Genomic DNA, 14,714 nt, shown 5'->3' on the forward strand with positions numbered 1-14,714 from the left:
GCGCCGCGTCCGTCGCCCCAGGGAGTTTCACCCCGTGACCGATCTCATCCGACTCAACGAACCCGTGCGGCCGAGCGCCGCGCACCCGGGGCGCGTGGCCGATGGCCAGCGCGCCATGATGAGCGGCTTCCCGACCGGGGTCGCCGTCCTCACCACCGCCGACCATGACGGCACGCCCCACGGGATGACCGTCTCCTCGGTGTGCAGCGTCACGCTGGACCCGCCCATCCTGCTGGTCTGTCTCCGGATCGGCAGTCCCACCCTGCGCTCGGTCCTGGACACCGGCCGGTTCGCGGTGAACCTGCTGCACGGTGCCGGCCAGCCGATCGCCGAGCTGTTCGCGTCGGGCGCGCCCGACCGTTTCGACCACGTGCGCTGGGAGCACGACACGAGCGACCTGTACGCGGCCGGTCCCCATCTCTTCCACGACGCGCATGCCATCGCGGACTGCACAGTCAGCGACGAGCACCGCAGCGGTGACCACCTCGTGGTCTTCGGCAGCGTCCTGCGGGTCACCCCGTTCCCGGACCGGCAGCCGCTGGTCTACGGCAGGCGGGAGTACCGGACGTGGTGAGCCCTTCGTCATCACTTCGACTCAGCGACCTCAAGGGCGTGCTGAGCTGGCACCGTCCGCTCATGGCCAATGTCGCCTTCATGACCACGCTCGTCGTCGTCTCGACTGCCGGCCTGTTCGTGGACGACCGGGTGCTGCTGAACGAATCGATCTGGCTGAAACCGCTGAAGTTCGGCTTCGCCTTCGCCGTCTATTCCGCGACGCTGGCGTGGTTGCTCACGAAACTGACCAAGGCCAAGCGGTTCGGCTGGTGGTTCGGCACCGCGTTCGCCGTCTTCGGCGCCTTCGACGTGGCGGTCATCGCGCTGGCCGCGGCTCGAGGGACCTTCAGCCACTTCAACGCGCGGGAGGACACGCTCAACCAGGTCGTCCAGACGGTGTTCGAGTACGGAGTGCCGCCCTTGCTGATCTCGAACCTCGTCATCGGGGTGCTGGTCCTGGTGCAGCGCACCGGTGACCGGGCGTTGTCGTGGGCGCTGCGGGCCGGGCTCGCGCTGTCCACGGTGGGCATGGTGATCCCGCTGGCGCTGATCCCGATGAGCGATGTCGGGGAGGGGCACACGGCCACCGACGCCAATGGCGACGAGGTGCCGATGTCCGCCGGCCACGGCATCGGCGACCCGGACGGCACCGGCATGCCGCTGACGAACTGGAGCACGACCGGTGGGGACCTCCGGGTGCCGCACTTCATCGGGCTGCACGGCATCCACGTACTGCTGCTGGTGGTGCTGGCACTGGCCGCCTCGGCCACGCGGCATACCTGGCTCCGCGATGAGCGGGTGCGGGCGGGGCTCGTCGGCTCCGTGGCGCTCGGCTACGGCGGACTGCTCGCGGTGACGACCTGGCAGGCGGCGCGCGGCCAGTCGCTGGTCCACCCCGATGCCTCGACCGGGCTGGGCCTGGCGGGCGTCGCCCTGGTGACCGTGGCCGTGGGCCTGGTGACGGTCGTGGGCGGACGCCGCCGCGCGGCGCAGGCTCGGCAGGAACTGGTCACGGCGGTGTGATGCGCACCGTCGTCGACGGGAGGCGGTCCCGGCGCGACATGACCGTGTTCGTCAGGCTGCGGTTCTCGAGCGGCCCGGCGGCCGCCCCGTCAGACCCCGGCGGAGGACGGTACGGGCTTCGGGCCGAGTGCGTGGCCCGCAGCGGCCGTCCTGCCGTCCAGCAGGGCCATCCCGAGGGGGGTCACCGAGTGCAGCACGGTGTTGCGCACCCGCCGGGTGGTGATCAGTCCGGACTCGCGCAGCACCGCGGCGTGCTGGCTGGCGCAGGGCGCCGAGACGCCGAGCCGGTCGGCGAGCTGGGTGGTGGTGCGCGAGGCCCGCAGCTCGCGCAGGGCCGCCGCCCTGGTCTGGCCGACCAGGGCGGCCAGCGCCTGCGACGGGGGCGTGGTGTCGTCCCACAGGAGCGCGGACTGTTCCGCGTTCGGCAGCGCGGAGAAGACCAGGACGGCCTGGCCGCGCTCCTCGTCGGCGCGGAAGAGCCGGGCGGGGCGCTGGGCGAGGAACACGGACGGGCTGAGCACCAGGCCCTTCCCGTCGAGCCGTACGTCGCCGTCGGGGCCGTCCTGCAGCTGCAGCACCTGGCCGTTCCAGACCGCACCGCGTCCCAGCCCGGCGAGCAACTGCTCGACACCGCCGGCCATCACCATCCGGCCGCGGGCGTCGCACTCGGCCTCGTAGTGGGCCCGCATCCGGTTCCAGTACGGGGCCACCGCCGCCCGCCAGAAATCGGCCGGGGTCGACGCGGACGCCGTCCGGGTGCCGGATTTCGCGCGCAGCCGTGTATAGACCTGGCGCTGCCAGCGCGCGTACAAGGGGCTGACTCCACGCGTGAACAGTTCTCGGGCCAGTCCGGCCTCGATTTCCGGTCCAGCGGTGAACTGAAGCCTTGTTCGCGCGAGATCAGCCGTCGTGAAATGAATCCTCTGCACAGTATTACCCCCGAATTGTGCACGACGTTCAGTCATGCCTCCGCCCCCATCGGCCGACCGACGGGGGAAACGATTTTTCGTGCGTCCAGGTGCGGCCGGATCAGCTCGCGTGCCCGGTGATCCGGGCGAAGGCGTCGTCCAGTGTGGGCCGGCGCACGACGAAGTCCACGACCGTCACGCCTGCCTTTTCCAATGCCGTCGCAGCGGCGGCGATACTGCCCATTCCCGCATCGAGCGGCAGGGAGATGACGCCCTCTTCCCGGTCCACCGCCGGGTCGTCGACCGTGTGGGTCCTCAGGGCCGCGAGGGCGTCGGCGACCGCGCCGAGGCCCGCCACCCGGATCTCCAGCCGGTCCGGTCCGACGGACCGCTTCAGCTCGTCCGGGGTGCCCTCGGCGACGATCCGCCCGGTGTCGACGACGGCGACACGGTCGGCGAGGAAGTCCGCCTCGTCCAGATACTGGGTGGTCAGCAGGACGGTCATGCCCTCCGCCACCAGATCGCGCACGGCGTTCCACAGCGTCATACGGCTCACCGGGTCCAGGCCGGTGGTCGGTTCGTCGAGGAACAGCACCGAGGGCGACGCGACGAGGCAGGCCGCGAGGTCGAGCCGGCGCCGCATGCCGCCGGAGTAGGTCTGTACGGGCCGGTCGGCGGCGCCGGCCAGGTCGAACTGGTCCAGCAGCCGCTCGGCACGGCGACGGGCCCCGCGCCGGCCGAGGTGCAGCAGCACGCCGATGAGGGTGAGGTTCTCGCGGCCGGTGAGCAGCCCGTCCACGGCCGCGTACTGGCCGGCCAGACCGATCCGGCGGCGGACCTCCCCCGGTCGGCGCACGACGTCGAAGCCGGCCACTTCGGCGTGGCCGCTGTCCGGTTCCAGCAGGGTGCTGAGGATGCGTACGGTGGTCGTCTTGCCTGCTCCGTTCGGGCCGAGCAGCCCGAGGACGGTGCCCTCCGCGACGCTGAGGTCGACGCCGCTGAGGGCCTCGTGGTCCTTGAATCGCTTGCGCAGGCCCTCGGCCCGGATCGCGGTCTCCACGTGTGTCGGCCGCCGGCGATCAGGCGCCGGTACCCGCGGCGGGCTCGCGGAGGCTTCTGGGCCGCATATCGGTCCACTGCTCCGCCACGTGGGCCAGGGCGGCCTCCCGGGTGTTCTCGCCCAGGGACACCGTCCACCCGTCGGGCACCGCGGCGAAGGCGGGCCACAGGCTGTACTGGCCCTCGTCGTTGACGACTACGAGGAACGTGCCGTCCTGGTCGTCGAAGGGGTTCGTCACGTCGGCTCTCCGAATCTGAGGAGTCTGGGGGAAAGGGCCGTGGGCGGGCCCCGATACGAACATCGTGTCGGGGCCCGCTGACACGGCACTGACCGCGCCCTGAGAGCGGGCGTCAGGCGGGAGCGGCCGCCGCCCGGCGGGATTCCACGAAGCGCACCACGTGGTTCACCGTGCGGAAGTTCTCGATGTCGAGGTCGGTCGGATGCACCGCGATGCCGAAGGTCCGCTCGACCCACATCACGAGCTGCACGGCGAACAGCGAGCTCACGCTGCCCGTGGCGAAGATGTCGTGGTCGTCACCGGGCTCGCCGTCCTGGACGTGCTCTCCGATGAAGCTGCGTACGGTCTTGGCGATGTCGTCTGTCATCAGGCCCCTGCCCTTTTCCCGGTCACGACCGGCTCGTACGAATAGAAACCCTGACCGCTCTTGCGGCCGAGGCAGCCCGCGGCGACCAGCTTCCGCAGCAGCGGCGCCGGCGCGAACTTGGGATCGTTGAAGTTGTCCAGGAGGACCTCCAGCGAGTACATGACGGTGTCCAGGCCGATCAGGTCCGCCGTCTCCAGCGGGCCCATCTGGTGGCCGAGGCACTGCCGGAAGAGCCGGTCGATGTCACGGGCCTGCGCCACGTTGTCCTGCAGCAGGAGGATCGCCTCGTTGACGCTGAGCATCGCGACGCGGTTCGTGACGAAGCCCGAGGAGTCCTCGACCACCACGATGTCCTGGCCGACCGTGCGGAACAGTCCGCGCGTGACCTCGATCGTCTCCGGCGAGGTGTGGTAGCCCCGGATCACCTCGACCAGCTTCTTCAGCGGCACCGGGTTCATCAGATGGGTGCCGACCACACGGTCCGGGCGGCCGGTGACCGAGGCCATGCGGGTGATGGGGATGGCCGAGGTGTTCACCCCGAACACACAGTGCCGCGGAGCCACCGCGTCCATCTCGCGGTACAGCCGCTCCTTGATGTCCCAGTTCTCCGTCACGTTCTCGACGACGAAGTCGGCGTCGGCGAGCCCGTCGAGGCCGGTGTCGAACTCGATCCGGGACAGCACCTCCTCGGGGGTGCTCTTGGCCAGCTCGCGGTCGAGCATCGCGTACAGCCGGGCGTTCTCCCCGATCAGGTCGCGGGCCTTGGACAGGGCGGCCTCGGTGGTGTCCACGAGCACCACCGACAGGCCCGCCGCAGCGAAGGCGTGGGCACCGCCGATGCCCATCGTGCCGGCGCCGAGGACGGCCACGCGCCGGATCTGCCTGGTCTCAGTCATCGCTTTCCTTTGCCCGGTTGTGGTGTGGTGGCGCACCGCTCGGCAAGCGGGGCCGGCCAGTCGGCGACGTCCCATCCGTACTGGCAGAGCACGGCGTAGGTGAACCGCTCCAGGCCGAATCCGACGCAGGCGGAGTACACCGTGGCGCCGTCGGGTCCCTTGATGCCGAAGGCGTCGCCGAAGTGCTTCTCGTGCAGGTTGAACGAGCCGATCGAGATGCTGTCCCCGGGGGCGACGTCCAGATGGAGTTCGTGCTTGAGTTCCAGCAGACGTTGCGAGGAGACCTGGGCGGCGGTCGCCGCTCCGGCGAAGAACGGGTCGCTCGCGACCTCGCACCGGCCGGCCAGGCCGAGCTGTTCCACCAGCTCGACGGCGCGCCGGCGGAACCGGTCGCGGGCCTCGCGGACGAAGTCGGCGGTGCCCAGGAAGACGGTCTCGCGGATGGTGAAGTCCGACAGCCGCTCCAGGGTCCGGTGGTAGCGGGACTCGTGCCGGAAGGAGCCGCCCTTGGCGGTCACCACGGTGTTCTCGTCGGGGAGGGTGGCCCCGGCGAACTGGTCGAAGGTGTGGTAGCACATCGTGGGCGGCAGGCACCGGTCCACCGGTGCGCAGCGGTGCAGCACCCGGTCCCCGACGGTCTCCCGCGCCCCGACCTCCTCGGCGAAGGCCCGGTAGGTGTCGACGTCTCCGTTGAGCCGGGCGGCGAACATCATGTGCTGCGGGAAGGAGGAGAGGTACCCGCTGCGGTGCAGCGCGGTGACCGGCAGCAGGGTCGGGTAACGGTACTCGCGGGCCCCGAACTCCTCGCGGATGATGTCCCGCAGCAGTCCGTCGAGCGCGTCGAGCGCGGCCAGTGCCGGGGCGCCGAGCGCCACCTGCCCGGGCCCGATCTCGTGCACGACGCCGTCCGCCAGCAGCCCGGCGAAGGTGTCGCCGTGCGGGGTGCGGTCCGCGGTGGAGCGCCACAACACCTTGGGCGGGGTGTGCAGTTGGGGGCGTACCTCGGTGTCGACGACGTACCGGAGCTTCTTGCCCAGGGCCTCCGCGTCGACCGGGTGGTCGGTGGTCACCTCGACGGCCTCGACCCCGTCGCCCGCGCCGGGGACGAGCCGGAAGCCGATGATGGCCTCGGAGATGTAGTGGACGCGCCGGCTGAGTTCGTCCAGGTGGGCGCCCGCGACCGGTTCGTCGAGGGCGAGTCGGTAGGAGTGCATGTCGTCTCGTCCTTACGCCGCGGTCGGCAGGCCCATGAGGCCGGCGATGATGGAGCGCTGGATGTCCGAGGTGCCGCCGTAGATCGTGCCCGCGAGCACGTCCCGCACCTCCCGCTCGATGCCGAGCTCCTCGGTGTAGCCGCGGGCGCCGTGGATCTGCATGGCGTCGAGCGCGGTGGTCTTCAGGCCCTCGCTGACATAGAGCTTCAGCATGGAGGCCTCCTGCATCGCGAGGCGGCCCCGGGAGCGCAGCCAGCCCACCTTGTAGAGCATCAGCCGTGCCAGTTCCAGGCGGACCCGCATGTCGGCGATCCGGTGGGAGACGGACTGGAACGACCCGATGGGGCGGCCGAACTGGCGGCGGCGGGCGGCGTACGCGGCGCAGCGGTCCGTGAGCCGGCTCATGACGCCGACCTGGCTCGCGAACATGAAGCCGCGCTCCCACTCCATGGTGGAGGTGAACAGCTGGTACCCGGCTCCCTCCGCGCCCAGCCGCTGGTCCTCCCCGAGCACGCAACCGTCGAAGGTGATCTCGCCCATCAGGGTGCCGCGCAGTCCCGCCTTGGGGATGTCACGGGCGGTCAGTCCCGGGGTGTCGGCCGGTACGACGAAGGCGGACAGGGCGCGCTGCGGTGCCACGTCGTCCCCGCCGGTGCGGGCGAACACGACGAACAGGTCCGCGCGCGGGCCGTTGCTGATGAACTTCTTCGTCCCGTTCAGCACGTAGCCGTCACCGTCGCGGACGGCGGTGGTGGTGAGGGAGAGCATGTCGGAACCGGTCTCGGGCTCCGAGAGGGCGTGCGCGCCGACCAGCGAACCGTCGCAGAGCGCGGGCAGCCAGCGGCGGCGCTGCTCCTCGGTGCCGTGGTCGGCGATGTAGACGGCGCAGGCGAAGAGGTGGTTGTTGATCGCGAAGACCAGGCCGTTGTCGACGCAGCCTTCGCCGAGCGCCTCGTAGGCCATGATCGCGGTCAGGGGGTCCAGGCCACCGCCGCCGTACTCCTTCTTGATCGGCCAGCCCAGCACGCCGAAGTCGGCGCAGGCCTTCCAGCCGCTTTCGTCGAAGGTGGCGTCGCGGTCGTGCTCGGCGGCCCGGGCGCCGAGGTGGTCACGGGCGAACCGGACGACCTTCTCGCGCAGCGCCTGTTGCTCGGGCGTGGGTGCAAAATCCATCAGTCTTCTCCGTGGTCGGTCAGCGGGGTCCGGGGCGGTGGGGGGCTCACACCTCCCACAAGGTCACCGCCCATGCGGCCACCGGGCTGTTGTTGAGCACGAGCACCAGGTCGCCCTGGTCCAGTTCGCCGCTCTCCAGCAGGGCGTTGAGATTCAGCACCACGTCGGCGGCGCCCAGGTGGCCGTACTCGGCGAGGTGCCGGCCGCAGACCGGGTGGATGGGCAGGCCGAGCAGGGAGGTGTAGAAGTCGTAGGCGGAGGCGGTGACGTTCTGCATCAGCGTGACCTTGACCCGCTGCCGGTCCGCCCCGGCGTCCGCGAGGACCTGGTCCACCATCGCGCCGAGCCTGCGCGAGCTGAGGGTGGCGAGCTGGAAGCGGTAGCGCGACGTGTCCTGGCACACCTCGCGCCACTCGTACCAGGGGGTCTGCTTGTAGTCGACGCGGAACAGGTCGTGGAAGCTGCCGTCGGCCTGCTCGCGATGGGCCCGCAGGACCGGCCGGCCGCCACGGACCATGGTCATGGCGTACGCGCCGTCGCCGACGACCGTGACGGGGAAGCGGATCCGGTCGACTCCGGTGGGCCGGCTGGCGTGGGCGATGACGACCTGCTCGCGGCCGGGGTCGGCGACCAGCAGATCCCTGGCGAGGGCCCAGGCGGTGCTGGATCCGGTGCAGCCCAGGCCCTCGACGGTGAACGGGAACGCGGAGTTCAGCTTCGCCTCGCTCTGCACCCGGCCGGCGTCCGAGCCCAGCAGCACGTCCGGTGCCCGCGGCGCCACCAGCAGCAGGACGTCAGGCTCCCCCGGGTGCGCTTCGAACAGTTCCCGGCAGGCCCGCGCGGCGAGCGGCGCCTGCTCGGTCTCGTCGAAGATCCCGACGGTCCGCACCCCGCTGCCCCGGGCGAAGTCCGCCGCGGCGGTGTCCAGCATCGCGAACTCGGGGAGGTCCTCGACGGCCACCCTGGTGTCGGGCAGTACACAGTGGATCGCACCGATGCCGATGTCCGTACCGCTGTTCACGCGGCGCTCCCTTCGGCGGCCCGCTCGGCGGTCAGGGCGACCCGCAGGCCCCGGTAGCCGTTGACGAAGTTGGAGAAGAGCCGCTGGGGCGGGCCCTGCAGGCCGATGCCGGCGACCTGGGTGCGCAGCGCGTCGAGCATCGCGTTCACATGGACGCGGCCGAGGAAGGCACCGAGGCAGAAGTGCGGGCCGTGGCCGAAGGCGACGTGCTTGTTGGGGGTTCGGGCCAGGTCGAAGACGTCCGGGTCGGTGAAGACGGTCTCGTCGAAGTTCGCCGAACTGTTCCACAGGCTGACCACGTCGCCGGCCTCGATGGTCCGGTCGCGCAGCGGTACGTCCACCAGCGCGCGGCGGCCGAAGTGCATGGCGGGGGTGGTCCAGCGCAGCACCTCCTCGGTGGCGCTGTCGACGCTCACCGCGCCGGACTTCAGGGCCCGCCACTGCTCAGGGTGTTCGGCCAGGGCGATCAGGCCGCCGACGGAGGACATCCGGCTGGACTCGTCGCCGCCCAGGATCAGGCTGTAGCAGTTGAAGACGATCTCGTCCTCGGTCAGTGGTTCGCCGTCGACGGTGGCCGTGGCGAGGGCGCTGATCACGTCCTCGCCCGGGTGGCGCCGGCGGCGGGCGGCCAGCTCGGAGAAGTACATGAGGATCTCGTTGCGTGCGAGCCACTCCTCCATCTCGCTGTCGTCGGCGCTGTGCCGGGAGAGCGTCATGGTGTTCCAGGCGACGAGTTGCTCGCGGTCCTCCAGCGGGATGTCCATGAGGTCGCCGATGGTGTTGATGGGGATGTGGTCCGCCACGTCGGTGACGAAGTCCAGCTCACCGTGGGCCAGGGCTTCGTCGACCAGGGCCCGGGTGCGCCGGTGCACGCCCGCCACTACGGGCTCCAGCACCCGGGGCGAGAAGGACTTGAGCATCAGGTTGCGGATCTCGCGGTGCCGGGCGCCGTCGGTGACGGCGAGCATCTTGCGCGAGGCCGAGTCCTCCCCCTGGAGCAGGGTCGCCAGGACGTTGCCCCGCTCGGAGGTGAACCGCTTGTTGTCGCGGTAGAGGGTGACGACGTCGTCGTAGGTGGAGATCACCCAGAATCCGGGGCCGCGTTCGGTGTCCCGGTGCCGGAAGACGGGCCGCTCCGCACGGAACCTGCGCCACATGTCCGGAAGGTCCACATCGAGGAACGTCTGCGGATCGGTGAGGTCCACCGTGGCCAGGTCGTCCACGGTCTGCCGTGATGGGGTGGTCATGTGCTGTCTCTCTCCAGGGGTCAGGCGCCCGCGGTGCGGTAGCGGCGGAGGCTCACCAGTGAGCACAGGGCGAGGAGCAGGCCGAGGGACACCGCGGCCACCAGCCAGGGGTGCTCGGCGGGGTAGCTGCCGCCAGTGCTCGCGGGGTTGCCCCACAGCCGGCGGCAGCAGGCGATCACGGCGCTGACCGGATTCCACTCCGCGACCGGCCGGATCAGGGACGGGATGTTCTGCGGGGCCAGGAACGCGTTGGACAGGAAGGGCAGCACGATCACCACGAAGGGCGTGATCACGCTGATCGTCTCCACGTTGCGCAGGGTCAGCGCGAACAGCACGCCCAGCCACAGCATCGCGTAGACGAAGACGGCGATCAGGGCGAAGCCGGCGAGCACGGACCAGGGCCCGTTGTCCGGGCGCCAGCCGAGCAGCAGTCCGGCGCCGGTGACGACGGCCAGCCCCAGCAACCCCACCAGGAGGTCGGCGAGGGTGTGCCCGAAGAGCACCGCGGAGCGGCTGATCGGCAGCGAGCGGAACCGGTCGGTCATGCCGCCGTGCAGGTCCAGGGCCACGGAGATCGCGGTGGGCCCCACACAGGCCAGCGCCACCTGGACGGCGCCGCCGGCGAAGACGTACTCCCCGTACGTGCCTCCGGCCGGCAGCGTGATGGAGTCCCGGAACAGGTAGCCGAGCATCACCATGCTCACCAGGGGGCTGAGCGCCACGCCCAGCACCCGGGCGGGCGCCCGCCGCAGGTGCCGCAGCCGGCGGCCGGTCACGGCGGCGACCTCGGTGAGGAGCGCCGCCACGGGCGCGGGCCGGGGAGCGACGGCGGCCGTCATGACTGCCCGCCGTGGTTCTCGGCGGCCTCGGCGTGCCAGCGCGCCAGTTCGGCGGTGACGGCCGGGCCGATCTCCCGCAGCGGTCCCTCGCTCATCATCTCGTCGTGCGTGCAGGCGAGGTGGTGGACGTCCGTCGGCCCGTCGAAGACGGGCTTCCACAGTCCCGCCTTGTTCGCCCGCTCGCCGTCGGAGAGCGCGGACTCGGAGACGAAGAGCTGCATCCTTCCGTCGTAACGGCCGGGCGCGTACCGGGACTTCAGTGTCTGGTGGTGGCTCATCAGGTCGACCATCGCCGCCATCCGCCGCTCCCCCATCCGCGCCAGCGGGCTGTTGTCGCGGCGCAGGGTCTCGAAGATGTCCTGGACCGTCAGGTCCCGGTCGCCGAACTCGGAGCGATGGTGGCCGATGCCCTCCAGCAGCCAGGCGTAGAGGGACTGCTCCTCGCGGTCGTCCGGGACTCCGGTGCGTGGGTAGGCGTCGAGGACGCAGAGCACGCCGACCTCCTCGCCGGCGGCCCGCAGCTGGACGGCCATCTCGTAGACGAGGGTGCCGCCGAACGACCAGCCGAGCAGGTGGTACGGGCCCTCGGGCCGGACCTCCTTGATCCTTCGGATGTAGTCGGCGGCGATCTCCTCGACCGACCCGGGAAGCGGCGCGAAGTCCACCACGCAGGGGGCCTGGATGCCGTAGATCGGGTGCTCGGCGCCGATGTGCCGGGCAAGCGGCAGGTACGGCAGGCTGAAGCCGACGCCGCTGTGCACGCAGAACACCGGTGGCAGGCTGCCGGTCGGCCTGATGCACAGCATCGCGCTGAACGGATCGGCCATGTCGGGCTTGGCCGGGGCGGCGAGCGCCTCCGACATCACCTCCGCGCCACTGCGGTGCTCCGGCCCGGTGGCGTCCGCGACCGGGCCGCCACGGCAGACCTCGGCGAGTTCCGCCACGCTCTGGTGCACGAAGACGTCGGCGACGGTGACGTCCAGACCGGCCTTGCGCGCCCCGCTGACCAGCAGCAGGGACTTCATGCTGTCCATGCCGGCGTCGAAGACGCTCTGCTCGACCCCGATCCGGTCCAGTCCCAGCACCTCGGTGACGACGTCGTGCAGCACGGCCTCGGTCTCGTCGCGCGGTGGGGTCCCGGCCGTGTCCCGCGCCGCCTCCGGGGCGGGCAGCGCGGCCCGGTCCACACGGCCGTCCGCGGTCAGCGGGAGGGTGTCGAGCACCACGAACGCGGAGGGCACCATGTACGCGGCGAGCGCCGAACCCGCGGCCCCGGCGAGCGCGGTGGTGTCCACGACGGCACCCTCGGCGGGCACCACGTACGCCACCAGCCGGACGTCGCCCGGACGGTCCTCGCGAGCCACCACCACGGCCCGCTCCACCGCGGCCTGCGACGCCAGCACCCCCTCGATCTCGCGCAGGCCGACCCGGAAGCCGCGCACGCGCACCTGGTCGTCCGAGCGCCCCACGTGCCGCAGGTCGCCGTCCGCACCCCACTTCACCAGGTCGCCGGTGCGGAACATCCGGGAACCGGGCGGGCCGTACGGGCACGCCACGAAACGCTCGGCGGTCGCCGCCGGGGCGCCGGCGTAGCCGCGGGCCAGGCCGTCACCGGCGAGGTACAGCTCGCCGGGCACGCCGGGGCCGACCGGCCCCAGCCAGGGGTCCAGGACGTACGCCCGTACGTTGCCGATCGGCCGGCCGAGCGGCAGGACGCCGGTCCCGCTCTCCTCGCCGGGCTCGACGGTCCGGGACAGGGCGCCGACCGTGGACTCCGTCGGCCCGAACTCGGTCACCACCCGTACCCGCGGGTGGGCCTCGCGCCACTCGTCCAGCCGCCGGGCCTCGACGGGCTCGTCGGCGAGGACCAGTTCGCCGGCCGGCGAGCAGCCGTCGGGCAGTGCGCCCAGCAGCGCGAGGTGGCTGGGGGTGCCCTTGAGGAACGCGGCTCCGCCGCGCGCCGTGGCGTCGTCCTCGCTCAGTTCGGCCAGCCGCACCGTACCGCCGGTGACCAGCGGCAGGAACAGGCCCGTGACCGAGACGTCGAAGGACAGCGGGGTGGCCAGCAGCGCGTCGTCGCCGACGTGGCGGTAGGTGTCCCGGGCCCAGGTCAGGTAGTTGACCAGCGCACGGTGCTCGACGACGACGCCCCTGGGGCGGCCGCCGGCGCCGGCGGTGTGGACGACGTAGGCCGGATGCGCGCAGCGCAGGGGCTCCGTTCGGTCGGCGTCGGTGAGCCCGGCCGCCGACGCGGCCTTCACCGCGGGCCCGTCCACCACCACCGGGGTCGTCCCGGTGGCCAGCATCCGCCGGGCGAGGCCGCCGGTGGTGACCACCCTGAGCGGCGTGGCCTCGGCGAACATCCGCTTGATCCGCTCGACGGGTTCGTCGGCCTCGACGGGGAGGTAGGCCGCACCGGACTTCAGGACGCCGAGCACCGCGACGACCGCCTCCGGCGACCGGGGCAGAGCGAGCGCCACGACCTTCTCCGGGCCGGCGCCGGCCTCGATCAGGTGCCGGGCCAGCTGGTTGGCACGGGCGTCCAGCTCCGCGTAGGTGAGGGAGCCCGACTCGGACAGGACCGCGGTGGCGTCCGGGGTGCGTGCCGCCTGCTCGGCGAGCAGCTCGGGCAGCGTGGTGCCGGGCACCTGCCGGGCGGTGTCGTTCCACCCGGTGAGCACCTGGGCGCGGGCGTCCTCGCCCAGCACGTCCAGCCGGCTCAGCCGGACGTACGGGTCGGCGGCCACCGCGCGCAGCAGTCGCACGAAGCCCTCCGCGATCGCCTCGGCGGTGGCCCGGGTGAACAGGTCGGTGCTGTAGCCGAGCAGACCCCGCATGGAGCCGTCCTCGGGCCACTCCAGCAGCTGCAGGGCGAGGTCGACCTTGATGCGGCCGGACTCGACGAACGTGGGGCGCACCGTGAGGCCGGGCAGCACCAGCGGCGCGTCCTCGTTGTTCTGCAGCGTCAGCAGCACCTGGAACAGCGGATGCCGGGCCAGCGAGCGCGGCGGGTTGAGCGCGTCCACGACCTGTTCGAAGGGCACGTCCTGATGGGAGTAGGCGGCCAGGTCGCTCTCCCGGACCCGGGCCAGCAGTTCGGTGAAGTCCGGGTCGCCCGCGGTGTCCGTGCGCAGCACCAGGGAGTTGACGAAGAAGCCGACCAGGTCGCCCAGCGCGTCGTCGGTGCGGCCGGCCACCGAGGTGCCCACCGGGATGTCCGTGCCGGCGCCGAGCCGGGTGAGCAGGGCGGCGAACGCGGCCTGCAGCACCATGAACTCGGTGGCGCCGGCCTGCCGGGCGATGGCCACCAGGGTGGCGTAGAGCTCGGCGTCGAGTTCGAACATGACCTCGCCGCCGGAGTTGCCGCTCACGGCGGGCCGGGGGAAGTCGGCGGGCAGGGCCAGTTCGTCGGGCAGCCCGGCCAGGGTCTGCTTCCAGTACGCCAGCTGTCGGGAGAGGTGGCTGTCGGGGTCGTCGGCGGAGCCGAGCAGCTCGCGCTCCCAGAGCGCGTAGTCCGCGTACTGCACCGCAAGCGGCGTCCAGGCGGGGGCCCGGCCGGCGCACCGGGCGCGGTAGGCGGCGGACAGGTCGCCCAGCAGCGGCGCCATCGACCAGCCGTCGAAGGCGATGTGGTGGAAGACCAGCAGCAGCACGTGCTCGTCCTTGCCGAGGCTGAACAGCCGTACCCGCAGGGGTGTTTCGCGGGTCAGGTCGAAGCCGAGGTCGTACTCGGCGGCGAGGGCGGCGTCCAGGCCGTCCTCGGACAGGGCCTGCACCTTCAGCTCCGGACCGGCGTCGGCGGCGTCCAGCACCCGCAGCGACGGCACGCCGTCGGCCTCCGGGATCACGGTGCGCAGCACCTCGTGCCGGGTCGCGACGTCACGCAGCGCCGCCTGGAGGGCGTGGGCGTTCAGCCGTCCGGTGAGCCGGAAGGTCATCGGCGAGTTGTAGGTGCCGGTGGAACGCCCTTCGCGGCGGTTGAGGAACCAGAGCCGCTGCTGGGCGAAGGACAGCGGCCGGCCGGCGCCCGCGGGGGCGGGTGTCAGGGCCGGGCGGGCCGCGTCGGCGGTGTCCAGCTGCCCGGCCAGGGCGGCCACCGTGCGCGCCTCGAACAGCGCCCGGATGGGCAGTTCCACGCCCAGCGCCGTGCGGGCCCGGCTGACCAGCCGGGTC

At 71.9% G+C, this 14,714-nt stretch carries 13 protein-coding genes; 2 read left to right on the forward strand and 11 right to left on the reverse strand.

Annotated features, from left to right (window positions below; all coding sequences use genetic code 11):
* Positions 1–34 precede the first annotated feature (34 nt).
* Both CCL05_RS15665 and CCL05_RS15670 read left to right on the forward strand, forming a co-directional pair.
* The gene (locus CCL05_RS15665; RefSeq protein ID WP_244204285.1) at positions 35–574 is read left to right on the forward strand and encodes a flavin reductase family protein; all 540 of its coding nucleotides are present in this window, start codon (positions 35–37) and stop codon (positions 572–574) included.
* 62 nt (positions 575–636) lie between these two features.
* Positions 637–1,578: a hypothetical protein gene (locus CCL05_RS15670; RefSeq protein WP_086561120.1), complete on the forward strand. Its 942-nt coding sequence runs from the start codon at positions 637–639 to the stop codon at positions 1,576–1,578.
* An 89-nt stretch (positions 1,579–1,667) separates the two neighbouring features.
* Here the strand turns inward: CCL05_RS15670 and CCL05_RS15675 are convergent, their stop codons facing one another.
* The 11 genes from CCL05_RS15675 to CCL05_RS15725 all read right to left on the reverse strand — a co-directional run.
* Positions 1,668–2,390, reverse strand: coding sequence for an ArsR/SmtB family transcription factor (locus CCL05_RS15675; protein ID WP_244204286.1), 723 nt, complete (start codon positions 2,388–2,390; stop codon positions 1,668–1,670).
* 217 nt (positions 2,391–2,607) lie between these two features.
* Positions 2,608–3,546: an ATP-binding cassette domain-containing protein gene (locus CCL05_RS15680; RefSeq protein WP_086561122.1), complete on the reverse strand. Its 939-nt coding sequence runs from the start codon at positions 3,544–3,546 to the stop codon at positions 2,608–2,610.
* Between the two features lie 19 nt (positions 3,547–3,565).
* On the reverse strand, positions 3,566–3,784 hold the full coding sequence (locus CCL05_RS15685) for an MbtH family protein (RefSeq protein ID WP_086561123.1): 219 nt from the start codon (positions 3,782–3,784) through the stop codon (positions 3,566–3,568).
* Between the two features lie 112 nt (positions 3,785–3,896).
* Positions 3,897–4,151, reverse strand: coding sequence for an acyl carrier protein (locus CCL05_RS15690; RefSeq protein ID WP_086561124.1), 255 nt, complete (start codon positions 4,149–4,151; stop codon positions 3,897–3,899).
* Entirely contained in the window at positions 4,151–5,047 is an 897-nt protein-coding gene (locus tag CCL05_RS15695) for a 3-hydroxyacyl-CoA dehydrogenase family protein (protein ID WP_086561125.1), read from the reverse strand. Before CCL05_RS15695 ends, CCL05_RS15690 begins: the two co-directional genes overlap by 1 nt.
* Complete coding sequence (locus CCL05_RS15700; RefSeq protein ID WP_086561126.1) at positions 5,044–6,261, reverse strand: class-II aminoacyl-tRNA synthetase family protein; 1,218 nt, start codon at positions 6,259–6,261, stop codon at positions 5,044–5,046. Before CCL05_RS15700 ends, CCL05_RS15695 begins: the two co-directional genes overlap by 4 nt.
* A gap of 12 nt (positions 6,262–6,273) precedes the next feature.
* Positions 6,274–7,434, reverse strand: coding sequence for an acyl-CoA dehydrogenase family protein (locus CCL05_RS15705; protein ID WP_086561127.1), 1,161 nt, complete (start codon positions 7,432–7,434; stop codon positions 6,274–6,276).
* Positions 7,435–7,480: 46 nt separating this feature from the next.
* Complete coding sequence (locus CCL05_RS15710) at positions 7,481–8,455, reverse strand: 3-oxoacyl-[acyl-carrier-protein] synthase III C-terminal domain-containing protein (protein ID WP_244204287.1); 975 nt, start codon at positions 8,453–8,455, stop codon at positions 7,481–7,483.
* Positions 8,452–9,702 (reverse strand): cytochrome P450, encoded by a 1,251-nt coding sequence (locus tag CCL05_RS15715; protein ID WP_086561128.1) that lies wholly within the window; start codon positions 9,700–9,702, stop codon positions 8,452–8,454. The genes CCL05_RS15710 and CCL05_RS15715 overlap by 4 nt, the downstream gene beginning before the upstream one ends.
* A 20-nt stretch (positions 9,703–9,722) precedes the next feature.
* Positions 9,723–10,541 carry an ABC transporter permease gene (locus CCL05_RS15720; protein ID WP_086561129.1) on the reverse strand — a complete coding sequence of 273 codons (819 nt, stop codon included), beginning with the start codon at positions 10,539–10,541 and terminating at the stop codon, positions 9,723–9,725.
* A partial coding sequence (locus tag CCL05_RS15725; RefSeq protein WP_143589890.1) for a non-ribosomal peptide synthetase occupies positions 10,538–14,714 on the reverse strand: 4,177 nt, incomplete at its 5' end. The genes CCL05_RS15725 and CCL05_RS15720, both read right to left, overlap by 4 nt.

Origin of the sequence: Streptomyces africanus, from assembly GCF_002150735.1 — a bacterium.
In the GTDB taxonomy this organism is placed as follows: Bacteria; Actinomycetota; Actinomycetes; order Streptomycetales; family Streptomycetaceae; genus Streptomyces; species Streptomyces africanus.